The following is a 25,262-nucleotide window of genomic DNA, read 5'->3' as shown; positions in this document are numbered from 1 at the left end:
CTATTATATTAACTTAAAAATTGTCAGATTAATATTTATTTTTCGATTTATAAGAGAAATTTCTAAAATATTAAGTTTTCAAATTTTTAGAGTTTTTTTCAGAGGTCGTAAAAAAAGAAAAATAACCAAAAACAAAAAATAATAATCAATTTAATATACAATTTAAATGAGCAAAAGTAAACCTACACTCGTGATCTTGGCGGCAGGTATTGGAAGTCGATATGGTGGATTAAAACAATTAGATACATTTACCCCAGAAGGAGATACAATTATGGATTTTTCGATATATGATGCATTGCAGGCAGGTTTTGGAAAATTTGTATTTATCATCAGTAAAAATATAGAAGAAGAATGCAAAGAGATTTTTAATAAAAAATTAGAAGGCAAAGCCGAAGTGGGTTATGTTTTTCAGGAAATAGAAAATGTGCCGCCCCAATACTTAAATCCTGAAAGAAAAAAACCTTGGGGAACTGGCCACGCACTTTTGATGGCAAAAGATGAGGTAACCGAAAATTTCGCCATCATCAACGCCGATGATTTTTACGGAAAAGAAGCCTTTGAAATCATGGCAAAAGCCTTAACAGAAATGGATAAAGAATCATACAACTTTAATATGATGGCATATCTGCTTAAAAACACCGTTTCAGATCACGGTTTTGTTTCAAGAGGAGAATGTCAGGTGGATGAAAACAATTATCTGACCGATGTTACGGAACGCACCCATATCGAAAAAATTGACGGAAAATTGATGCGTAAAGACGATAAAGGAAAATTTATTCCAATTGATGAAAATACAATTGTTTCAATGAATTTCTGGGGCTTTACTCCAAAATGTTTTGAGTTTGGAGGCGCTCTTTTTGAAGAATTTTTAAAAGAAAATGAAAATGATCTAAAGGCAGAATTCTTTATAACATCTGTAGTAAATGAAATTTTAAAATCAGATAATGCCTCTGTAGAAGTACTTCAGTCCAATGCAAAATGGTTTGGAGTAACGTATAAAGAAGACAAAGAAATAGTAAAAAAAGAAATTGAAAAGTTAAGAGCTCAAAACGTTTATCCAACTAATCTTTGGTAATATGACAGCGGAACAATTACAATTTATTTTCGAAAAGTTTGACCATATAGAGGTCTTTAAAACTTTTGAAGAACTGTCTTCCGGTCATATTAATGACACCTATCTCGTAACCACCGAAAGTGATAGACAGTTCATTTTACAGCGAATTAACGACGGCGTTTTTAAAGATGTTCCAGGTCTTATCGCGAATAAAGTAAGTGTAAGTAAACATTTGCTTCGAAAATTAAAAGATTTACCCGAAGACGAACTCAAACGTCGTGTTTTAACCTTTGTTGGAACAAAAAAAGGTATTTTTTATTATCAGGATCAAGAAGGGAATTTCTGGAACGTAATGGTTTATATTGAAGGAAGTTTGACTTTTGAAACCGTAAACAATGAAGAAATTGCATACGAAGGCGGAAAATTATTTGGCGAATTCCTAAATCTTACCAGTGATTTTGATGCCAGAAAACTAACAGAAGTAATTCCTAATTTTCATAACATGGCTTTCCGCTATTCTCAGTTTGATACCGCGATGAAAGAAGCTTCTGGACAAAGAATTGAGCAGGCAAAGGATCTTATAAAACTCGTAGAAGATTTAAAAGAAGAAATGCATATTTTACAAAACTTAAAAGATGCCAAAAAAATCAAACTGAGAGTTACGCATAATGACACCAAAATTTCAAACGCACTTTTTGACACCAACAAAAAAGGACTTTGTGTAATTGATACTGATACGGTAATGCCGGGAATTATTCATTATGATTTTGGTGATGCCATTAGAACCATTTGTAACACAGCGGCGGAAGATGAAAAAAATCTAGAAAAGGTAAATTTCAACCTGCAATTTTACAAAGCCTATGTAAAAGGATTTTTGGAGAAAACCAATTCATCTCTTTCGACGCTCGAAATAAAATATTTACCACTTGGCGCCAAAACAATGACTTTTATAATGGCACTTCGTTTTCTAACAGATTTCTTAAACGACGATGTATATTATAAAACAGAATATCCAGAACATAATCTGGATCGTTCTAAAAATCAGTTTAAGCTAATTGAAAGTCTTTCAGAACAATTTGCAGAAATGGAAGATTACAATTTGAATTTCATTGGAACATTAAAATAAAAAGAATGAAAAAATATGTAATTACCGGAGGTGCCGGTTTTATAGGAAGTCATATTGCAGAACATTTATCAAATCAAGGACATCAGGTGTTGGTATATGATAGCCTTAGAACGGGATTCGAACATAATCTCGAAAATTTGAATGTAGAATTTGTAAAAGGAGACATCCGCGATGAGAATTTAGTCAATGAAGTAATCAGCGGAGCAAGTGGTGTTTTTCATCTCGCAGCTTTGGTAAGTGTTCCAGAATCGTTGTTAAAAATTAAAGAATGTATCGAGATCAATACAATTGGAACCATTAATATTTTGGAAGCGGCAAAAAACAATCCAGACTGTAAAGTCGTGCTTTCTACTTCGGCGGCCAATTATGGCAATAATCCTGTTTTACCAAAAATCGAAACCATGTTCCCTGAACCTATGACGCCTTATGCGATTACAAAACTGGACGGCGAATATTATTTAAAAATGTATCTCGATCAATATCAGCTTCAAACCGCCTCTTTACGATATTTTAATGTCTTTGGTCCGCGTCAGAATCCAGAATCAGCTTATGCAGCGGCAGTGCCTATTTTTATTAACAAAGCACTTCAAAACGAACCGATTACCATTTATGGAGACGGTTCGCAAACCAGAGATTTTATTTATGTGAAAGATGTTGTAAAAGCAAATATTCTGGCTTCGCAAAAAGGAAATGAAACCTACAATGTCGCTTTAGGACACAGTACATCGGTTTTAGAATTAGCCGAAAAAATCATAAAAATAACCAATTCAAAATCCCAGATAAAATTTCTAGAAGAAAGACCAGGAGATATTAAACACTCTAAAGCAAATCCGGAGAAATTCAATCAATTAGGTTTTAAACCCGATTATTCTATTGATGCTGCTTTAGAAGAAACCATCACCTTTTATCATCAGCAATTAATCAGCAAATAAAATTCAATAGTAACCAAAACCCAGCCAGATTATGTCACAAATAGATTTTACATTAAAAAAAGAGCAAAACAGCACTTTGATTCCGATGGTTATTTTAACCTCATTGTTTTTTATTTTTGGATTCGTAACCTGGTTAAACGGACCGCTGATTCCATTTTTTAAATTAGCCTGCGAACTAACCGAATCGCAATCTTACTTTGTAACCTTTGCTTTTTACATCGCCTATTTTGTCATGGCAATTCCATCTTCATTTTTAATTGAAAAAGTAGGATATAAAAACGGTATTTCGTTAGGTTTATTAGTAATTGCAGCAGGCGCATTGCTTTTTTATCCTGCAGCCGCAGCGAGAACTTTTCCGCTATTTTTAGCCGCTTTATTTGTTATGGGAACTGGTTTAGCTGTTTTACAAACCGCTTCCAATCCGTATGTAGTGGTTATTGGTCCTCGCGAAAGTGCTGCCGCCAGAATCAGTGTTTTAGGAATTGCAAATAAATTAGCAGGATTTCTGGCTCCGTTATTATTAACCTCTTTGGTTTTATCCAATATCGGCGATTATTCAGCAGATAAGATTGCTGTAATGACTTCTGTAGAAAAAGAAACCGCTTTAGATTCGCTGGCTTTACAATTACAGACGCCTTATATTTATATGGCTGCCATCATGCTAGTTTTGGCAGTTTTGGTAAAATATTCGCCACTTCCTGAAATTAATTTAGATGATGAAGGTCAGGCAGAACATTTGAGTATTTTCAAACAAATCAAAAAAGCATTCCAGCATCCGCAGTTGGTTTTTGGAGTAATTACTTTGATGGTCTATATCGCTGCTGAGGTTTTAGCTGGAGATTCTATTGGAGGTTTCGGAAAACGACTAGGAGTGTATGGTGAAAGCGGATCTTTTTATTTAAAACTAACTTCGTTTACAATGACGTTTATGGTTATTGGTTATATATTAGGAATTACTCTGATTCCCAAATACGTTTCGCAGGTTTTTGCTTTAAAAGTTTCGGGATTTTTAGGACTCATTTTGGTGGGCTTAATCATTAGTCTTTCTCCAAAAATTATGATCGAACTGCCGGGACTTCCGCAATTACCACTAGTGATTATTTTAGTGGCCTTACTCGGATTAGCAAATGCACTTTGCTGGCCTGCAATCTGGCCAATGGCACTTCAGGATTTGGGTGGATTTACAAAAATTGGAGGCGCAATTCTAATTATGGGAATCATTGGCGGAGCAGTTTTTCCATTATTATACGGAATGTTTGCAGATGCTATTAATGCATCCAATGAAGCCGCAGGAATTGTTGAAACAGCAAAAAGCGGTAATCAATTGGCATATTCAATATTAATTCCCGCTTATCTCGTAATTATCTTTTTTGCATTCAAAGGACATAAATACAGAAGCTGGTAAAGCTACAGACTGACAACGTTTATATAAAATAACATTTCATTTATAAACCAATTTTAAAGCATTCAAATCTGGTATTTGAACATGCTCAACTCAACTTATGCCTTTTTCAAACGCATAAAAACATTAAAATAAAAAACTATATCATGTTAAAAAGTAAAATAGACAAAGCGACAGGATTTGAAAAACGCTTCGAAAACATCAATACGGTTGTATTTGAAAATTCGGGTGAGGCTTCAAAAGCTGTTGCGCAGGAAATTGCCGCTTTAATCCAGTCAAAACAAAAAGAAAACAAACCGTGTATTTTAGGTCTGGCAACAGGATCTTCTCCAAAAGGACTCTATGCTGAACTGGTTCGTCTTCATAAAGAAGAAAGTCTTAGTTTTAAAAACGTAATCAGTTTTAATCTGGACGAATACTATCCGATGGAGCCGAATTCAATCAACAGCTACGTCCGTTTTATGAAAGAGCTTCTGTTTGACCACGTCGATATTTTACCTGAAAACTGCCATATCCCAGACGGACTTTTAACCAAAGAACAGATCGCGGATTACTGCCATGAATACGAAGCGAAAATTGAATCGCTGGGCGGAATCGATCTTCAGATTCTGGGAATCGGAGGAAACGGGCACATTGGTTTTAATGAGTCGGGATCGCTCCAGAACTCAAAAACACGTCTGGTGGCTTTAGACCATATCACAAGAGTGGCGGCAAGCAAAGATTTCTTCGGATTGAACAATACGCCGAGAACGGCAATCACATTGGGCGTGAAAAAGATCATGGAAGCGAAAAGAGTGATTTTACTGGCATGGGGAGAAGGAAAAGCCAGTATTGTTAAAAGATCAGTTGAAGATGAAGTAACAAACAGAGTTCCGGCTTCATTTTTACAGGAACATGATAATGCTGTTTTTATTCTGGATAAAGAAGCTTCTTCAAAACTTACCAGAATCAACAAACCGTGGCTGGTGGAGAAAATTGTCTGGACGGATAAACTGACCAGAAAAGCGGTTTTAGGACTTGCATTAGACCTTAAAAAACCAATTTTAATGCTTACTGATGCCGATTATATCGAAAACGGAATGAGCGACCTGCTGGCAGATTCAGGTCCGGCTTACGATATCAATATCAAAATATTCAACAAACTGCAGAATACCATTACGGGCTGGCCGGGCGGAAAACCCAATGCAGATGATACCAACCGTCCGGAAAGAGCAGAACCGGCAAAAAAACGTGTCCTGATTTTCTCTCCGCATCCAGATGATGATATTATCAGCATGGGAGGAACCTTTATGCGTCTGCAGGAGCAGGGTCATGAAGTGCATGTTGCGTACCAGACCTCCGGAAATATTGCAGTTGCCGATGATGAAGCGCTCCGTTTTGCCAGATTTGTGATTGATTACAACGAAAAATTCGGAATTAAAAGCGAAGAAGCCGACAACATCTATAAAAAAGCGCAGACTTTTCTGGAAAACAAAAAGAACAGCGAGATTGATGTTCCTGAAGTCCGCTATATAAAAGGACTGATCAGAAAAGGAGAGGCAAGGGCAACGAGCCATTTTGTGGGACTTCCTGATGAACAGATCCATTTTATGGAACTTCCTTTTTATGAAACCGGAACCATCGAGAAAAAACCAATCGGACAGGAAGATATACAGATTACGATGGATCTGATTGAAAAAATCAAACCGCACCAGATTTATGCGGCAGGCGATTTAGCAGATCCGCACGGCACGCATAAGGTATGCCTTGACGCGATTTTTGAATCGGTTAAAAACCTGAAGCCGAAAGAATTTATGAATGACTGCTGGCTGTGGCTGTACAGAGGCGCATGGCAGGAATGGGGGATTGACGAAGTGGAAATGGCAGTTCCGATGAGTCCCGACCAGGTTCTGGCGAAACGCCACGGAATCTTCAAACACCAGTCGCAGAAAGACGGCGTTGTTTTCCAGGGAACTGACTCAAGAGAGTTCTGGCAGAGAGCCGAAGACAGAAACCGCGAAACCGCAATTGTTTACCAGCAAATGGGACTATCGAGCTATGCAGCAATGGAAGCATTTGTGAGATGGCATTACTAAGAAGATTCTAAGGTTCTGAGATGCTAAGATTCTAAGTTTAATAAAAAGGGGTTAGAGTTTTTGCCACAGATTAAAAGGATTAGATAGATTTTTAAAAACTGTACTTAGCTTACATATCGCTTTGCGGACTTTGAATTGAAAATTAAACTAAAAAAAAACTACTTAGCGAGCTTTGCGTAAAGACTTTGCGCACTTTGCGGTTAAATTTTTCACAGCATAAATATTATACAAAAATGGCATTAATAAAATCAATTTCAGGAATACGAGGCACAATTGGCGGGGTTGTCAATGAAAATTTAACTCCGGTAAATGCGGTGAAATTTGCCGCAGCTTATGGAATGTGGCTTAAAAGCAAAAACTCAAATGAATCATTAACCGTAATTATTGGTAGAGATGCCCGAATTTCTGGTGAAATGATCAGTAATCTGGTTGCCAATACACTTACCGGATTAGGAATAAACGTAATCGATATTGGTTTGTCGACAACTCCAACTGTTGAAGTTGCCGTCACTCTTGACAAAGCCGATGGCGGCATTATAATTACAGCAAGTCATAATCCCAAACAATGGAATGCTTTAAAATTATTAAACGAAAAAGGCGAGTTTTTAAACGCAGTTGAAGGTGAGAAAATCCTAAATATTGCCGAAGATGAAAATTTCTTATTTGCTGAAGTTGATGATTTAGGGAAATATGAAAAGAAAGAAGGATATATAAACCGACATATTGATGAAGTTTTAAAACTGCCTTTGGTTGATAACGAAGCCATTAAAAAAGCAGGTTTTAAAGTAGTTGTTGATGCCGTTAATTCAACGGGAGGTATTGCAGTTCCTGCTTTGCTTGAAAAATTGGGAGTGGAATGCATACAATTATATTGTGAACCAAATGGACATTTTCCGCATAATCCAGAGCCTTTAAAAGAACATTTAACGGATATTTCAGAATTGGTCGTTACAGAAAAAGCTGATTTTGGAATCGTGGTAGATCCAGATGTAGACCGCTTGGCCATAATTTGCGAAGATGGTTCTATGTTTGGCGAAGAATATACATTGGTTGCCTGCGCTGATTATGTTTTAGGAAAAACAAAAGGAAATACCGTTTCGAATTTATCATCATCGCGCGCTTTACGCGATATTACTCAAAAACATGGCGGAGCTTATGAAGCCAGTGCAGTTGGAGAAGTAAATGTGGTTGAATTAATGAAAACTACCAATGCCATTATTGGAGGAGAAGGAAACGGCGGAATCATTTATCCAGAATCGCATTATGGAAGGGATTCTTTGGTTGGTATTGCCTTATTTTTATCTCATTTAGCGAATCTTAAAATTTCGTGTAAAAAACTTAGAGAAAGTTACCCAGAATATTTTATGAGTAAAAGTAAAATCGAACTAACTCCAAATATTAATGTTGATGAAATCTTGACAAAATTAACCGAGAAATTCAGCAATGAAAAACCAAACTGTATCGATGGCGTTAAGATTGATTTTGAAAACGAATGGGTGCATTTACGTAAGTCGAATACCGAACCAATCGTGAGGATTTATACCGAAAGTATTTCGCAGAAAAAAGCAGATGATTTGGCTTCAAAATTCATAGTTGAAATAGAAGCATTATTGTAAGATTTTACGAAGAATTTCTATTAAAAATATATTTAAAAATCGAAGCAAAAGGTCAATAAAATCTACTAAAAAGGATACTTTGTTGATTTTTATAATTAAATGAATATCAAATATTTTCAATTGATTTTAATAGTATAATTAATTTTTTTTGATAAATGTTTGAATTCTTACAGGTTATAATTTTAAAATAGGTATGAATTTAGTAATACTTTTTTTAAAAAATGTGCTCGAAAACACTTTTTTAATGTGCACGAACACATTTTTTCGATTTTGCCATTGTTTATTAAAAATTATTATTTAGTTTAGCCATAAGTAAGTAGAAAAAAAGCTTTTTTTTATCCGTTTTCGAAGTACAAAACATGACACTTTAAAAGCCAAAAAACGGAAGTGAGATTTAAAAACAAAAAGAAATTATCAGTTGATTTTAAGTGAGAAAAAGAAACTGAAAAAAGAATATCAAAAAAAAATAACCGAACAAAAACAAAAACCAATGAAAAAAATTATGACATCAAAAAAGACATAAACCGAACTCTTCACTTTGTGAATGAAATAAAAAATCTAACCAATTTTTTTAGACACACAAAGTTTGTTTTTCATTAATCATTTAACTAACCAAAATAATATGAAAAAAAGTAACAAGTTACTGTGCAGTAACTATCAGGAAATAAAATTCAGTTTAAAAGCAATCATAACTATTTTATGTCTGGTAGTTTCTGTTTTCAAAGTAAACGCCGCATCATCGTCAGACAGCAGCGAAAAATCAGAAATTATAAATAAAAAATCAGAAGCCGATATCATTATAAAAGGTGTTGTTTTAGACGAATTAGGACAGCCAATGATTGGAGTAACTATTTTACCAAAAGGTTCTCCAAGAGGTACAACAACAGATTTTGACGGAACTTTTACCATTGTGGTTCCTTCTACAACAGAAGCTTTAGTGTTTTCATATGTAGGATATGACAATAAAGAAGTTTTGATTGCCAATCAAACCAATATTAAAGTTTCGATGGTTCCAGCATCAAAAACGTTGAATGAGGTGGTAATCGTAGGTTATGGAACTCAGAAAAAGAAAAACGTATTAGGAGCTATTTCTTCTGTAAAAGGAGAAACACTTACGTTATCTTCGGCACCATCTGTTTTAACGGGACTTCAAGGTAAAGTTGCCGGTTTGCAGATAGCCCAAAATAGTGCACAGCCAGGAGGTGGATTTAACATTCAAATTCGTGGTGCAGGTTCTATTAATGCCAGTAATGATCCTTTAATTGTTATTGACGGATTTCCGGTTACCAACTTGCAGCAGCCGGGAACAGGAAATCGTTATACAGGAGGAACACAAAGTATTTTAAATTCTTTTAACCCTAATGATATCGAATCGATTGAGGTTTTAAAAGATGCCAGTTCTACAGCCATTTATGGAGCCAGAGCAGCAAATGGTGTTATTTTAATTACTACTAAAAAAGGAAAAGAAGGCGATGTGAGAGTAGATTATTCAGGTTCATATTCGTATCAAAAATACAATGACAGCTATGAAGTTTTGGATTTAAAAGAATGGATGCAGCTTAGAAATGATGCAGCCAGAGAAAACTGGGAATTCATTAATAAAGTGTATCCTTATTCGCCAAAAACCTTAGAAGAAGCTAATGCAGCGCCGGTAAACGGAATTCCATACAAAAGAATTTACTCTGACGAGCAGATTAGAAATGCCGGAAAAGGAACTGACTGGCTTGGATTAGTGACAAGAGACGGAATGATTGAACAAAATAACCTTTCATTACGCGGAGGAACAAAATCGACAAAATACTTTTTATCAGGAAACTTATTTAATCAAGAAGGAGTTATTCGAAATTCAGGTTTGAAAAGAAGCACCGTTCATTTCAGCATCGATCAAAAATTAACTGATTTTATCAATTTTGGTATGAACATGACCAAAAGCCGAATCAAAAATCAAAACTCACAATTAGGAGGACAATTTGATCCTGTGACAGGACAAGATTTGGCTCAGTTTGAAAATTCAGGAATTATACGAGCAGCCATTCAGCAAGGCCCTCATATTGCAGCAATTGATGAATTTGGAAACTATCCTATAAACCCAGATAGTGCCTTAGAACCTAATCCTTATTCTTTATTGACTATTTCTGACGAAGGTGTTATCGACAGATCATTAACGAACTTTTACGCAGAAATAAAACCAATTGCAGGACTTACAGCAAGATTTCAAGCTGGATTTGATCAGGGAAATTCTAAAAGAAGTACGTATCTGCCAAGAACAACTTTGTATGGCGCTTTGGAAAATGGAAAAGCCTCTATAAATTCACAAGAAAAAAATGATGATTTGTTCGACTTCACATTAAACTATACCACAAAATTAATGGAAGATAATACTTTCGGTTTAATGGTTGGATATTCTCAGCAGACGTATAGAACAGAAGCGGCTACATTAGGAAACAGCAACTTTATTACAGATGCTTTCCTTTGGAACAATATGAATGCAGGTGCCGGAACTAAAGTTACAGCATCTTCAAAATCCGAAAATAACTTTATCTCTTACTTTACAAGATTTAATTATTCGTACAAAGACAAATACATGCTGACTTCGACAATTCGTCGTGATGGAGCGAGTGTTTTTGCAAAAAATAATAAATATGGTTTATTTCCTTCAATTGCCTTAGGTTGGGATGTTTCTCAAGAATCTTTCATGAAATCAATAAACAATTATGTTTCGCAGATGAAAGTTAGATTTGGTTATGGACAAACAGGTAATGCCTCAATTGGAGGAAGCGCATTTGGAGCTTTTTACGCGCAGCCAGCTTATTTAAATCCGGATGAATCTATTTTAATTGGTGTTTTTCCTTCAAGACTTGAAAACCCTGATTTAAAATGGGAAACTACTACAGAGAAAAACTTAGGAGTTGATTTTGAGTTGTTTAATAGAAGAGTTTCGGGATCATTCGAAATATACGATAGAGTGGTTTCTGATTTATTAACTTTAAAACCAATTAATAGTTACCAAGAAATAAACACTGTTTGGGCCAATATAGGAAGTACACAAAGTAAAGGTTTAGAGTTGACTGTCAGTACAGTAAATATAAACAATCCTAATCTAACTTGGAAAAGTACATTTACATATTCTAGATTTAGAACCAACTGGAAAGAAAGAGCTCCAGACTGGAAACCATCAGTTTATATGAGCTATAATGATCCAGTTCGTGCACAATACAGCCAAATTGCCGATGGCGTAATGCAGATTGGAGAAGTAGTTCCTGCACAACCAGATTTATATCCTGGACAAATAAAAATTAAAGACCTTAATGGTTTCGTGAGAGATGCTGCGGGAAATCCTGTAACAGATGAAAATGGTGTATTCTTGAGAACAGGAGCACCTGATGGGAAAATTGACGATGCTGATTATGTATTACTTGGATCATCTGACCCTGATTTTGTAGCTGGTTTAGGAAATACAATTACTTGGAAAAACTTCCAGCTTAATTTTCAATTCAATGGAATGTTTGGAAGAAAAATTGTCGATCAAACGGATTTCGCTTATGGCGTAACAGCTGTTGGAGTAGCACAAAATGGCCGAAATGCACTTAGAAGCATTTACAATAGATGGACACCAGATAATCCAACAAATACTCGTCCGGGTTCGCACTTTGGATATACACAATACGGTTCTGGAGATTTCTTTATGCAGGATGCTTCATTTGTTCGTTTACAAAGCGTTTCGTTGAGTTATAATCTTCCAAAAAAATGGTTCGGAAAATACATGCAGGGTGCTGCCCTTAGATTAGACGGACAAAATCTTTTTACCATTACCAAATATGATGGTATAGATCCTGAAACAGACGGATATGCTGCTGCTTATCCAAACGTAAAAACATATACAGTAGGAATTGATCTTAAGTTTTAATAAAGAAGATATGAAAAATTTAAAATATTATACAATAGTTTTACTGCTGCTTGTTTTTTCAGGATGCAGTGATGATTTAGAATCTATCAATTACGATGAGATTAATCCGAGTATATTTCCAAGTTCAGAGGCAGATATTCAAGCTATTGTGGCTTCGGCATACTATCCGCTTAGAGGTTCTTATGGAAACGGAATTCACAGCACATCTGAAAATGGATTGATGTTTATGCTCGATGCTACAACAGAAATCCTTCAAGGACCTTATGGAGTACAGCAAGAAGCATCTTTACACAGTTATAAAGCTACAACGACAGCCGTTACACGTTTTTACGATACTTTTTATAATAAAATCAGCGGAATGACTTTGAGTATCGACAGAATCGAAAAGTCTAAAGTAAATGAGTTGGTTAAAAAACAAGCTATTGCCGAAATTAAATGCGCAAGAGGATTATTAGCTTATGAACTTTTTGATATGTACGGTCCGCTTGTAGTAGCACCTTTGGAAATTCTTCAAAATCCTTTGAAAGAAGAACCTTTGGCAAGACTTTCCAATACTCAAATGGTAAGTTTTATTGAAAACGATCTTAAAGATGCAGCAGCAGATTTAAAATCTCCTTCTGAAACAGCCTATGGAAGATTCAGCAGTGGATTGGCTAGAATGATTTTGATACGATTATATCTTCATGAAAAAAGATGGGCGGAAGTTGAAGAACAAGCCAATGCAATTATCGGTATGAATTATTATGCTCTTGAAGAAGATTACGCTGGAATGTGGGATATTAAAGCGCCAGTTGATACTAAAGAAGTAATATGGGCAGTTCCAGCAGATTATGCAGGAACAAGCGAAAACCAATGGCAGTTAATGGTTTTACCAGCTAACTTTCCAGGACGCGGCGGTTATGGAACGATTCAGAGTTCATGGACTTTTTATGATTCTTTTGAAGCAACAGATATTCGTAAAGAAGCACTTATTGCCGAATTTACAGGAACCGACGGTGTAACATACAATAGACAAAATCCTGCAAATTACATGCAGTTAGGACCAATTCCGTTAAAAATTGATCCAGATGCAGCCAGAACAACTGCTTTGACAACCGTAGACATAATTGTGTACCGTTATGCAGATGTTTTATTATCGAAAGCAGAAGCTATTGCCAACAAAACAGGAACGCCAACACAAGAAGCCATTGATTTGGTTAATATCGTGAGAAAGAGAGCAAAAATCAGCGAAATTACATTGGCGAACTATGCATCACTAGCTAAGTTTAACGAAATGATTCTTTTAGAAAGATCTCACGAATATTGGTGTGAAAACGGGCAATACCGTTCCGATTTAATCAGACACGGGAAATTTACAGAACACGCACTTGCCTTAAATGGATCAGCAAGCCAAAGCGCGCCTTATAAAGCATTATTTCCTTTTTCATTAGAAAGAATAAGCGAAGGAAAAGGGAAATTTATTCAGAACCAAGGATATAATTAATTTCTTTTTAAGAAAGATTTTAAAAGTATTAATTAGATAATTTAATTATAAAGGATATGAAACATTTATTAATAGCATTTTTTCTTTTTTTAAATTTTGCTTCCAGCTGTCAAAGTGATGGAGGTGATAACAAAGAAGAAACAAGTGGAGACGAAAAAGTAACTTATACAGTTTCTAATGAAGTTTTTACAAATCCAGAACGTGGATTTATGCACACTTGGCAGGTAAATTCTGAAGGATCAGCCATGACAGCGGCGTCTTTGAATAATCTGAAAAAAGAAAATGTAAGCCTGATTCTGCGTTTGTATTATTTAGAAAAATTCAAAACCTCAGCTTTAAGCCAGACTCAGTTAGACCTTATCAAAACCGACTTTACTCGTTTGAGAGAGTCAGGATTAAAATGTGTTTTGCGTTTTGCTTATACAGATGCTCAAGATGGTACAGATGCTTCGGTTGCCGTTATTTCGGGACATTTAGACCAATTAAAACCAATTCTTGAAGATAACAAAGACGTAATTGCCTTTGTACAGGCTGGTTTTGTAGGTGCGTGGGGCGAATGGTATTACACTACCAATCAGCTTACTACACCAGCAAATAAAAAAATGATCTTGGATAAACTTTTGGCTACGTTTCCAAAAGAAACTAAAATTCAGGTAAGAACGCCAAAAATAAAACAAGATTTTGTGGCCACAACAACTGCAATGGATGCGACTGTGGGTTACGGAACGACAAATACAGCACGTTTAGGTTTTCATAACGATTGTTTTATGGCAAGTGTCGATGATTACGGAACGTACGTAAATGTAACTGCCGAAAAAACATATGTAAGCAACGAGGCGCTATTTGTTCCAACTGGAGGAGAAACCTGTCCGCCAACTGATGTTCCAATTGCAAGCTGCAGCATAGCAGAAAAAGAAATGACACTTTTAAAATGGACGTATTTGAATCTGGATTATTATGGACCAGTTTTACAAGAATGGAGAAATAACAACTGTTTTACAGATTTTGAAAGAAAGCTTGGTTATAGACTAGCATTAGCATCTTCCAGTGTTACAAAACAAGCGTCGGTTAACGGAACATTGGCATTAAATGCGATAGTAAATAATACTGGATTTGCGCCAGTGTATAATCCTAAAAATGCCTATCTAATTTTAAGATCGACTGCAAATGGAACAGTTTATAAGAAAAAATTAGACTTTGATGTTCGAAAAGTAGTTCCAAGAGTTTCTTTTAATTTAAAAGAATCGGTGAGTTTGTCCAGTATTCCAGCAGGAACCTACGAATTACTTTTAAAAATTGAAGACAGTTCTTCAAAACTATCCGAAAGACCAGACTATTGCATTCGTTTTGCTAATACAGGGGTTTGGGAAAGTACAACTGGATTCAACAAATTATCACAAACGGTTATCATTAAATAGTTCGTAAAACATTTAAATTAAAAACCATGAAAAAAATACAACTAACCAAGTATCTAGCAATACTGTCGGCTTTTTTACTGCTTACAGCTTGTTCTAGCGATAATAATGCTTCTGATTCGGCAAATAAACCAGTCGCAGATTTTTCATTTACCAATGACGGAAGCACCTTTACTTTTACGAATCTTTCCACAAATGGAACCAAATACAGATGGGATTTTGGTGATCTCTATTATGTTTCTAATGAAAAAGATCCTGTTTATACCTATAAAATTGGAGGAGAAATCAGAGTTTCTTTAACAGTAACCAATGATGCTGGAGAAGAATCTTTTGTGACAAAGGTGATAAATGCTCCAAAAATTATAATAGTAGATATTAAAATAGATGGAAAATTTGCGGATTGGAATGATGTTCCCGTAACCGATGAAAATACTTCTGGTAACGGTTCTATTCAGAAAATTAAAATCTGGGCAGGTGGTCCAAATGTCAATGTATATTTAGAAGGAAACAAAAAAATGCTGATGGAACTGGTAGATATGTATATCAATACAGATGGCAATACGCAGACTGGATTTTTACACGGCAATTGGCCTCAAGGTTCTGGAGCAGAATTTTTATTTGAAGGGCCTTTAGTAACGAACGGCTGGGGATCATTTTATAACCATACAGATCCAAATGGAGGCTGGGGTTGGAGCGCTATTGCAGGTTCTGGATCAAGCTTAACAGCTTCTGGAATTGTCAGCTTGTCTGCAACTACAAATGCAATTGAATTTAGTATTCCAAAATCACAGTTAGGAACTTTAGGAAGCTCAATTGGTATTGCGATTACAGAAATGACGTCGGGATGGGCGGCAGTTGCTAATTTCCCCGAAGCACCTAAGTTTTCAACTTTAGAATTGTAGTTTGTCATCGATAGCCGGTCAAAATACGCCATTAAGTAAAAGTTTTTTGGAGAGATAATTTTCTGAATTTAATGGCGTAAGCTATCGAGTTACCATATTAAAAATGATCCGCGGTATTTTGGCTTTTTCAAAAAACAGAAAAATACGCGGATTATTTCTTAAAAAGTTTCAACTGAAAAGAATATAGACAAAATGAATAAAATCATAACCAACAACCGATTAATGTCTGTAGATGTTTTGCGAGGATTTGATCTATTAATGATAATCGTTGCAGACCGATTCTTTTATAATTTAAATGCAGCAGCTAAAACCGATTTTACAAAATCATTGGCAGATCAGTTTGAACATCCGGAATGGCTTGGGTTTCATTTTTATGATGTTATAATGCCCTTGTTTTTGTTTGTAGTTGGCGTTGTAATTCCATTTTCATTAGGAAAAAGAAATGCAGCATCAAATCAGAATGTCTATGCTCATATTTTTAGACGATTTATAATTCTGTTTATTTTAGGATGGATCGTTCAAGGAAATTTATTATTTCTTGACATTTCAAAATTTCACATATTTAGCAATACATTACAAGCCATTGCAGTTGGATATTTGTTTTCATGTATTGCCTATCTGAATTTGTCCAAAAAAGGAAGGTATATATTCTTTGCCGTTTGTCTTATTTTATATGCCGTTTTGTTAAGCGTTCCTGATTTTTTTGGACATCATTTTGAGCTTCTTCCCAATAAAAATCTTTCCATTTATATCGATCAACAGGTTTTTGGACGTTTTTATGATCAGACACAATATTCGTGGCTTTTAACCGGACTGGGATTTACAGCAACTACTTTATCAGGATTATTTGCAGGAGAATTACTTTTGTCCTCAATGCCAAGACCCAAAATAGCGTTGTATCTTGCAGTAATCGGAATAATCACTTTTTCTATTTCGTTACTAATAGGAATCTGGCATCCCATTATCAAAAAAATATGGACAAGTTCCTTTGTATTATTCTCATCAGGAATCAGCTTTGTTTTACTAGCGCTTTTTTATTGGATCATCGATGTAAAAGGATATACAAAATGGGCTTATCCTTTTAAAGTTATCGGAGTAAACGCAATTGCAGCTTATGTGGGCTCTCATGTTTTTAATTTCTCATTAATTGCCAAACAAGTTTTTTATGGTTTCGACCAATTTACAAGTTCTTATTATGATGCATTTTGCGATTTAGCAGGTTTTGCAATTTTATATTTCATACTCTGGTACATGCATAAAAACAAAACGTATATAAAAGTCTAAAAAAATAAACGATTACAATTAAAACGTCTAACCCTATTATACCATTAAATACATAAAAATGAAAAGTTCAAGTTTAAAAATTTTATTGATAGCATTTATGCTGTTAAAGGTTTGTGATATCTCTGCTCAGCTTATCAAAACGAAAGCTCCAAAAAGAGCCAAAGGCCAGACAGATGTTCTTCGTTTAGCTACTCCGGCAATTCCTGTGGTACGAGTAGGAATCGTTGGTTTAGGAATGCGCGGAACAGGCGCAGTCGAAAGAATAACACACATACCAGGAGTTGAAATTGTAGCGCTTTGTGATATGCTTGAAGAAAGAACAAAAGGGGCTAACGATACTTTGGTAAAACACGGAAAACCAAAAGCGCAGGAATTCTTTGGTGAAGACGGCTGGAAACAAGTAACAAAACTTCCCAACGTAGATTTAGTATATATTGTTACCGACTGGAAGCATCACGCCAGTATTGCCATACAAGCCATGACTGATGGAAAACACGTTGCCGTTGAAGTTCCGGGTGCTTTAACCATGAAAGAAATCTGGGATATTATTGATACTTCCGAAAAAACAAGAAAACATTGTATGATGCTTGAAAACTGTGTTTATGATTTCTTCGAATTAACCACTTTAAACATGGCACAGCAAGGTGTTTTTGGAGAAATTCTGCATGCAGAAGGTTCTTATATACACGGACTTCAGCCCTATTGGGGAGAATATTGGAACAACTGGCGTATGGATTATAACCGTAAACATAGAGGAGATATTTATCCAACACACGGAATGGGACCGGCTTGTTTAGCCTTAAATATTCACCGTGGTGATAAAATGAATTTCTTGGTTTCAATGGATACTAAAGCGGTAGGAAATCCAGCTTTTATAAAAGAAAAAACGGGTGAGGAAGTAAAAGATTTTAGAAATGGAGATCATACCATGACTATGATTCGTACCGAAATGGGTAAAACAATCCAGATTCAGCATGATGTTACAAGTCCAAGACCTTACAGCAGAATGTATCAATTATCTGGAACAAAAGGTTTTGCAAACAAATATCCAGTTGAAGGTTATGCAATTGATGCGAAAGAAGCCGGAGCCGAAATTGCCAAAAATTATCAAAACCTAAATGCAGAAGAATTTGTTTCTGAAGATGTTAAAAAACTTTTGATGGAAAAATATAAAAATCCAATTGTAAAAGATATCGAAGAAATGGCCAAAAAAGTTGGTGGACACGGCGGTATGGATTTTATTATGGATTACCGTATGTTTTATTGTCTTCAAAAAGGACTTCCTTTAGACATGGATGTTTACGATTTAGCCGAATGGTCTTGCCTAAGTCCATTAACAGAAATTTCTTTGGACAATAATTCAGCACCAGTTGAAATTCCAGATTTTACGCGCGGAAGCTGGAAAAAACTAAACAAAGTTGAATTTTCAAAATAAGTATTGAGAGTAATTTTTAGTGTTAATAATGTTAGTTATAATTTTGAAAAACCTGTAAATCTTACAGGTTTTTTTTATGTCATTTTTGATTCTTTTTATAACCGAAGGATGGAATAAGCAATTTCATCCTCATTTAGCTGAAGCTATTTTGCCTCGTTTAGGTTACAAAATTCCGCATTTTGACTAAAATTTTGAAATTATGATTCCTCAATTTTGTTCTATTAATTTTTAGTAGAAAAATAGTATGACAAAAGTAAAAATAGACGAACCAAAAGTATGGTTTATAACAGGTACTTCCAGAGGTTTTGGAAGAGTTTGGACAGAAGCGGCACTCGAAAGAGGCGATAAAGTAGCGGCTACAGCAAGGAATGTGGACAGCATTTCTGATTTTAAAGATAAATATGGCGACAACGTTTTGATTCTGCCTTTGGATGTCACTCAGCCAGCACAAGTTGAGAATGCTGTAAAAAGCGCACATGAATATTTCGGAAGATTAGATATTGTCATTAACAATGCAGGATATTCATTAGTTGGAACAGTTGAAGAAGCCAAAACAGATGAAATTCGTGCGATGTATGAAACCAATATATTAGGTCCGGTTTCGGTTATTCAAGCAGTTTTGCCCATTATGAGAGAACAAGGTTTTGGACATATTTTAGGAACTTCAAGCAGTTTAGGACATTATGTAGTTCCACTAATTGGATATTATTGTTCTTCTAAATGGGCATTTGAAGCCATCTACGAAAGTTTAGCTGTTGAGGTGAAGTCTTTCGGAATTAATGTTACAATTATTGAACCGGGAGCCTATGCAACAGAATTTGGAAGTGAAAATTCACTTAAATTTTCAGAAAGCCTTCCTCAATATGAACCAATACGAAATATGGTTTTCGAAAATCTGAGTAAGCTGGAAAGAGGAAATCCCAATGCTACTGCCGCAGCTGTATTAAAGCTTGTAGACGCAGAACAGCCGCCATTAAGAATGTTTTTGGGAAGCCATAATCTGGATGAAATCCGTCAGGCGTATTCAGATCGCATCAAAGTTTGGGAAGAATGGCAGGATGTTGCGACAGCTGCACAAGGCTAAATAAAGTTAAATTTAAGCAGCAGAGATTCTGCTGCTTTTTTATTTCCTAAATTGTAACAGAAAAAAAAGCACCATGGCGAAAAAAAATAATGCTCCGAGTAAATTTACTTCACTAACAGAAGGTCTGAAAGCTTTCGGTGGCCCGCCTCCGTTGCATCCTTTAATTACGGTACTGAACGGTATTGATTCAGATCTGGGATTTACTCCTCCAACCGAAAGCCATGTTTTAAGCTATTATAAAATATCTTTTCGTCCCAATCTTGGAGGCTCACTTCGTTATGGACAAACCCATTTTGATTTTAATGAAGGAGGTCTTTTTTTTGCAGCTCCTAATCAAATTGTAGCGCAACATGAAAATGAACCAAGAGAATCGGGATGCAGTGGGAGAGAAGCCGCTATTTTAATACATCCGGATTTTTTATTGAATTCTCCTTTGGCTTTAAAAATCAAGAAATATGAATTTTTCTCTTATTCAGTGAACGAAGCCCTTCATTTATCTGAAAAAGAAAAAGAAATTATCTTAAGCCTTTTTAGAAATATCGAAGATGAATTAATGAACAGAATAGATGAATTAAGTCAGGATGTGGTTTTGGCTCAGATTGAGTTATTATTAAATTATGCACAACGATTTTATAAGCGGCAATTCATTACTCGGAAAACAATAAATAATACTCTTCTTGATAAATTTGAACAATTATTGAATGATCATTTTGATAATGAAAAAAAATCGTATCAAGGAATTCCAACCGTACAAAACCTAGCAGATAGTCTGGCAATATCGTCTGGTTATCTCAGCGATATGCTGCGAACTTTGACAGGACAAAATGCACAACAGCACATTCACGAAAAATTGATTGAAAAAGCAAAGGAAAAGCTTTCAAATACTAATTTATCAGTTTCCGAAATAGCGTATGAATTAGGTTTTGAGCATCTGCAAAGTTTTAGCAAATTGTTTCGAAACAAAACAAATGAAACACCTTTAAAGTTTAGAGCAAGGTTTAATTAAGAAAAACACTTCGATTGCTTATTTTTGCGATACATGCAATAACTAGTTTATTATACAACAAAATGAAAAATACATTTTCTAACAGCAATCAAATTGGCATCGTATCTTCTTTTTCTGAGCTTGTGCATACTGATTTTGAGGGTGAACAAAATGCCCTTTGCTGGTATAGAAATTTGGATGGCGATTTTGCAGAGATCACCGCTAAATTATCTTTAAAGGAAAATATCACAGAAGTTTATCCTGAAGATTTAATGGCACTCGAACTCTCAGAAAAGGGAAATGCAGCAAGGGAAATAATCTTAAAGGATTTGCAATTATTAACTGATTTTGGAGCTTCGCCCTCTCTTAATTTATTGAAGTGTTATGAGCGCGATGATGAATTTGATTTCATATCGACTGATGTGTATTCTTTTCATGTGGACCGTTCACCTATTGCGACGGATACTTTTTTATGTACCTATCACGGAGCGGCAAGTGATATTATTCCTAATTCTCAGGTAGAGCAAAAAATTCTAATTCCAGAAATCAGGCAGAAACTAAAAGAACTGCATGGTGGAACAGAAGAAGAATTCGAAAACTTTTTGAAGGAGAATTATTTTGATCTGCATTACCAGCAGCATGAGGATGCAGTGCCTATTAATTTAGGGGTAAAACATCTTTGGCGTTTAGCTGTAGATCATCCAAAACAAAAAGTACTGCCTTGTGTTCATAGAGCACCAATAGAAAACGAAGGAGAATATCGATTGTTGCTAATTTGCTAAAATTGCTGTTTATAAAAAAAAGTCCTAATCAAGAGATTAAGACTTTTATGCGGATAAAAGGAATTACACTTAATAATATAAAATCCTATTGTATTTGTTATTTTTTTTCTGAACTCGTGGAGATTTTATCTATTATATACCATCTGTCATTTAATTTCATCATGTTAAAATAATCCACAAATAATCTTTCAGGAGTTTCTATCTCACATTTTGCAGATGCAATGTTTTTGGTAATGTTAATATCAATTATTCGGCCTTCAGTATTAGGCAGTTTTGTACGAAGTTTAAATCTGCTTAGATAAGTTTTTCGGTCTATTACTAAGACTTCATTGTCTTTAATAAGTTTTAAATGGCAGGAAGTATGCATTGCTTTTCCAAGTTTAAGCGTATCTCCTGTCATCCAGCCGTCAAAATAAGTTTGAATGGTTTCTGTAACTAAAGCTTTTTCTTCCTTTTGGGCTGTTGCATTAAGAGAAAGAAAAAAAGCCATAATGGGGAATAGAAATTTTATTGTTCTCATTTTATGTTTGTTTATGGATTATACATTATATCAGGCCTAATTTTCGTGCTTTATCTATTAAATCTTTATCACCGCCCCTTCCTTCTAAAAGCTGATCTTTTATATTGGCTTTTCGTTTTTCAATAGCACTCATTGAAAGAGGAATATAATTGGGAAGATTAACAGTTTTTACCCCTTCAGATATTAAAATCAGAATCTGGCTGTCATGATCGTCCCAGTTTATATTTTTTTTAAATAATTCCCTTTGAGATTCTATAATAGTAGGACTTTTAAAATAATCCCCGTTTAAAACTTTTTGACATATCACAGGAAATAACTCAAAATTGATATCACTTTTTGAGATAAAACCTTCTGGATTAATTTGTTTAATTATTTTATCTACAGTTAGTGCTTCACTATGCATAGTGAGCAGAACCACTTTACACATATTGAATTTTTTTCTTATGAGCTGGGCGAGATCTACTCCATTATTTATATTCAATTCTTTATAGGCAGGAATACTTATATCCAATAAAGCAAAATGTATGGGGGTATTCTGTTTCACATACATGTTTATTTTATTGTAAGCTTCCTGACAATTATAACCTTTTATAAAATGCAAATTATGTTTATTTAACTCGCTGTTAGATAGTAGGTTAATGTAGCTGTCGACTGTCATGGGATGATCGTCGACTATCAAAATATTTAAATTCATATATAGACATTCAATTTGAACCAAATCTAATTAAAATTTTACGGAAATACCGTACAATTTAAACAAATCAATGTTTTTTTTTTACAAATAATTCACAGTTAATAAAAAATTAATATTCTATGAAAAATAATTTGTATAAAATCGGACTTGTTTTTATGATTTCTTTATTTACTTCTTTCTTGTTTGTTTCGTGCTCAAACGACGATTTTGAGAATGAAGAAAATGCTATTAGTAAGATTAAAATTCAAGCAGAGTCAGGGACTCAGGTATTGGACTCAACTAAGGTAAAATCAGTATTGAGTACAGAAAGCGATGGTGATCCAAGTAATCCAAAACCGCCAAGGCGCTAATTGTTAATTAATAGATGATTATAAAGGATTTGGTTTATTTCAAAGTGTTATATTTGGAATACCAAAACAAATATAATTTTGAATATTTCAAACCAAATTCCTTTTTTAATCCTCTTTTTCCTTTTTTTATCTTGTAAGAAAAGTGATTCAGCTAGCTCTGAAAATGATTCAATCATTTTCTTTGATAAGAATTACGCAGATAATTTAAAAGGAGACAAGAAAGAGAAATATCTGGACTCTACAGTATTGGTATTAAAAGCTCAGAGAAATAATCTGCAGATAAGAAATACTTATTTAAAAGTTGCGTCTGAATATTATTATATCAATAATCCCAAAAAATCTTTAAACGTTAGTTTGAAGGCTTTAAAATTATCTAAAATGGCTCACGATAGTGTTAGAATGGCAAAATCATCTTATTTTGTAGGTGACTGCTATGAAAATACTAAAAAAGACAGTGCTTATTTTTATTATCTGCAGGCAGAAAAGATTTATTTTAAACTGCATGATGATGATAACGTAGCTAGAATGCTATTTAATAAAGGGTATGTTTTATTTTATGATGGAAATTATATAGAATGTAATGTTGAAATTTCTAAAGCTTTACAATATTTAAAAGGTTCTAAAGATTACGAATTAATTTATACTTGCAATACCTTAATGGGGAACTGTCTTGAAAAGCTGCTTCAATATGAAGAAGCTTTAAAGTATCATAATATGGCTTTGGAAGTTTTAGATAAAATGAAAGGTAATGAGAAGGATCAAATAAATAATTATAATATTACTTCTATTATTAATGTATGCAATCTTTATGATCTGCAGGGAGAATATTCTAAATCTATTGAAAAGCTTAAACCATTACTAACAGATGAACTAAAAGAAGGGTGGCCAAGGTTATATGCCAATGTTCTAAGTAATCTGGCTTATTCTAAAATGAAAAGCAAAGACTATAAAGACGTAGGACCTATGTTATTTGAGTCATTAAGGATAGTTGATAGTATTGGACTGGAACCGGATATTATTTATAAAAAAATACATATAGGAGAGTATTATTTAACTCAAAATGATACCGTAAATTCTATTAAAGTTTTAAATGAGGCAAATCATCTGGCAATTAAAATTAAAAGCAGCAATGAAATTTTGACCACTTTAAGGCTTCTATATAAAGTTGACAAAAAAAATAGTTTGTTTTATACTAGTGAATATATTAAAGTAAGCGATAGTATAAACACAATTCAAAGAAATGCGCATGACAAGTATTCACGAATAGAATATGAAACATCAAGAATTGAGGATGAAAATAAAGTTTTAACCAAGACAAATTTTTATATTTTGATTACATCGTTTGTATTAATTCTGGGGTTATTAATAATTATTGTTTTAAGGTATTTTAAATATAAAAATCAGGAACTGAAGTTTTTTAAAAAAGAACAACAGGCGAATGAAGAAATTTATCAGCTGCTTACAGATCAGCATGAAAAAATTATTAATGCCAAAGAAAATGAAAAAACAAAAATTGCCAAAGAGCTACACGATGGAATTATGAATAAAATTTACAGTGTAAGAATGAATTTAGGTTTTTTTAATGCTAATAATGATGTAGAAATAATCGAAAAAAGAAAAGGGTATATATATGAACTTCAGAATATTGAAAATGAAATACGTACAATATCCCATGGGTTAAGCAATAGTTCGCTATTAGAACAAAGCGATTTTAATATTTTACTGCTCACATTAATTGAAAATCAGAAAGAGATAAGTCAAACTAAGTTTACTTATTTAGATGATGATAATATCGACTGGCGAAATACTCAGATTATCTATAAAATTAATCTTTACAGAATCATTCAGGAAGCGGTTTTGAATGTTAATAAATATGCAAATGCAAAAAAATGTGAAGTAAAAATTTATAGAAAAAAACATAATATATTAAAGCTGACTATTGTAGATGATGGAGTAGGATTTGATGTTAAAAGCAGGAAAGGCGGTATTGGAATTAACAATATGAGAGACAGGGCAATATCATTAAATGGAAAATTCAATATAACATCAAAACCAAATGAAGGAACGAAAATTGAAGTCACCTTAAATCTTTCCTCTTTAAATGAAATAAATTAAATTTTAGTTGGATTCATTTCTTTGTTTTCTGGTGAATCTGCTTGTACAAAAAAAACATCTTTTTACATAATTTTAGTAAAACTGACTCTCTATTCTTCGAA

Annotated in this window: 19 protein-coding genes; 17 read left to right on the top strand and 2 right to left on the bottom strand. The window is 34.3% G+C overall.

Translation table 11 applies throughout. The features are described 5' to 3' along the window. The first annotated feature begins 166 nt into the window (after nucleotides 1–166). From P2W75_RS17180 to P2W75_RS17110, 15 genes are all read left to right on the top strand, one after another. Entirely contained in the window at nucleotides 167–1,075 is a 909-nt protein-coding gene (locus P2W75_RS17180) for a sugar phosphate nucleotidyltransferase (protein ID WP_276381434.1), read from the top strand. A gap of 1 nt (nucleotide 1,076) precedes the next feature. Beyond that, nucleotides 1,077–2,180, top strand: a complete 1,104-nt coding sequence (locus P2W75_RS17175; RefSeq protein WP_276381433.1) for a phosphotransferase enzyme family protein — start codon at nucleotides 1,077–1,079, stop codon at nucleotides 2,178–2,180. Nucleotides 2,181–2,185: 5 nt separating this feature from the next. Then, nucleotides 2,186–3,112, top strand: a complete 927-nt coding sequence (locus P2W75_RS17170; RefSeq protein ID WP_276381432.1) for an NAD-dependent epimerase/dehydratase family protein — start codon at nucleotides 2,186–2,188, stop codon at nucleotides 3,110–3,112. Between the two features lie 31 nt (nucleotides 3,113–3,143). Then, nucleotides 3,144–4,517 carry a sugar MFS transporter gene (locus tag P2W75_RS17165; protein WP_276381431.1) on the top strand — a complete coding sequence of 458 codons (1,374 nt, stop codon included), beginning with the start codon at nucleotides 3,144–3,146 and terminating at the stop codon, nucleotides 4,515–4,517. 143 nt (nucleotides 4,518–4,660) lie between these two features. Then, complete coding sequence (nagB, locus tag P2W75_RS17160; RefSeq protein WP_276381430.1) at nucleotides 4,661–6,589, top strand: glucosamine-6-phosphate deaminase; 1,929 nt, start codon at nucleotides 4,661–4,663, stop codon at nucleotides 6,587–6,589. A 233-nt stretch (nucleotides 6,590–6,822) separates the two neighbouring features. Next, on the top strand, nucleotides 6,823–8,205 hold the full coding sequence (gene glmM, locus P2W75_RS17155) for a phosphoglucosamine mutase (RefSeq protein ID WP_276381429.1): 1,383 nt from the start codon (nucleotides 6,823–6,825) through the stop codon (nucleotides 8,203–8,205). 622 nt (nucleotides 8,206–8,827) lie between these two features. Beyond that, nucleotides 8,828–12,112 carry a TonB-dependent receptor gene (locus P2W75_RS17150; protein ID WP_276381428.1) on the top strand — a complete coding sequence of 1,095 codons (3,285 nt, stop codon included), beginning with the start codon at nucleotides 8,828–8,830 and terminating at the stop codon, nucleotides 12,110–12,112. A 10-nt stretch (nucleotides 12,113–12,122) separates the two neighbouring features. After that, nucleotides 12,123–13,595 carry a RagB/SusD family nutrient uptake outer membrane protein gene (locus P2W75_RS17145; RefSeq protein ID WP_276381427.1) on the top strand — a complete coding sequence of 491 codons (1,473 nt, stop codon included), beginning with the start codon at nucleotides 12,123–12,125 and terminating at the stop codon, nucleotides 13,593–13,595. Nucleotides 13,596–13,651: 56 nt separating this feature from the next. After that, nucleotides 13,652–15,013, top strand: coding sequence for a DUF4832 domain-containing protein (locus P2W75_RS17140; RefSeq protein WP_276381426.1), 1,362 nt, complete (start codon nucleotides 13,652–13,654; stop codon nucleotides 15,011–15,013). A gap of 26 nt (nucleotides 15,014–15,039) precedes the next feature. Then, on the top strand, nucleotides 15,040–15,912 hold the full coding sequence (locus P2W75_RS17135) for a PKD domain-containing protein (protein WP_276381425.1): 873 nt from the start codon (nucleotides 15,040–15,042) through the stop codon (nucleotides 15,910–15,912). Nucleotides 15,913–16,104: 192 nt separating this feature from the next. Further along, on the top strand, nucleotides 16,105–17,196 hold the full coding sequence (locus P2W75_RS17130) for an acyltransferase family protein (protein WP_276381424.1): 1,092 nt from the start codon (nucleotides 16,105–16,107) through the stop codon (nucleotides 17,194–17,196). 97 nt (nucleotides 17,197–17,293) lie between these two features. Next, on the top strand, nucleotides 17,294–18,631 hold the full coding sequence (locus P2W75_RS17125; RefSeq protein ID WP_373921647.1) for a Gfo/Idh/MocA family protein: 1,338 nt from the start codon (nucleotides 17,294–17,296) through the stop codon (nucleotides 18,629–18,631). A 244-nt stretch (nucleotides 18,632–18,875) separates the two neighbouring features. After that, nucleotides 18,876–19,715, top strand: a complete 840-nt coding sequence (locus P2W75_RS17120; protein WP_276381422.1) for an SDR family NAD(P)-dependent oxidoreductase — start codon at nucleotides 18,876–18,878, stop codon at nucleotides 19,713–19,715. A 73-nt stretch (nucleotides 19,716–19,788) separates the two neighbouring features. Then, nucleotides 19,789–20,721, top strand: a complete 933-nt coding sequence (locus tag P2W75_RS17115) for an AraC family transcriptional regulator (RefSeq protein WP_276381421.1) — start codon at nucleotides 19,789–19,791, stop codon at nucleotides 20,719–20,721. A 62-nt stretch (nucleotides 20,722–20,783) separates the two neighbouring features. Next, on the top strand, nucleotides 20,784–21,482 hold the full coding sequence (locus P2W75_RS17110; protein WP_276381420.1) for a DUF1826 domain-containing protein: 699 nt from the start codon (nucleotides 20,784–20,786) through the stop codon (nucleotides 21,480–21,482). 97 nt (nucleotides 21,483–21,579) lie between these two features. Here P2W75_RS17110 and P2W75_RS17105 read toward each other — a convergent pair whose 3' ends face one another. Continuing rightward, the gene (locus P2W75_RS17105; protein ID WP_276381419.1) at nucleotides 21,580–22,002 is read right to left on the bottom strand and encodes a nuclear transport factor 2 family protein; all 423 of its coding nucleotides are present in this window, start codon (nucleotides 22,000–22,002) and stop codon (nucleotides 21,580–21,582) included. A 25-nt stretch (nucleotides 22,003–22,027) separates the two neighbouring features. Beyond that, the gene (locus tag P2W75_RS17100) at nucleotides 22,028–22,696 is read right to left on the bottom strand and encodes a response regulator (RefSeq protein ID WP_207295565.1); all 669 of its coding nucleotides are present in this window, start codon (nucleotides 22,694–22,696) and stop codon (nucleotides 22,028–22,030) included. A gap of 119 nt (nucleotides 22,697–22,815) precedes the next feature. On the opposite strand from P2W75_RS17100, the gene P2W75_RS17095 reads away from it, so the two are divergent. Together P2W75_RS17095 and P2W75_RS17090 are read left to right on the top strand one after the other, a co-directional pair. Further along, complete coding sequence (locus P2W75_RS17095) at nucleotides 22,816–23,046, top strand: hypothetical protein (RefSeq protein ID WP_207295566.1); 231 nt, start codon at nucleotides 22,816–22,818, stop codon at nucleotides 23,044–23,046. Between the two features lie 78 nt (nucleotides 23,047–23,124). Next, nucleotides 23,125–25,161: a tetratricopeptide repeat-containing sensor histidine kinase gene (locus tag P2W75_RS17090; protein ID WP_276381418.1), complete on the top strand. Its 2,037-nt coding sequence runs from the start codon at nucleotides 23,125–23,127 to the stop codon at nucleotides 25,159–25,161. Nucleotides 25,162–25,262 lie beyond the last annotated feature (101 nt).

This window comes from Flavobacterium sp. H4147 (assembly GCF_029360735.1).
Lineage (GTDB): Bacteria > Bacteroidota > Bacteroidia > Flavobacteriales > Flavobacteriaceae > Flavobacterium > Flavobacterium endoglycinae.
This window is presented reverse-complemented; position numbering and strand designations above follow the sequence as displayed.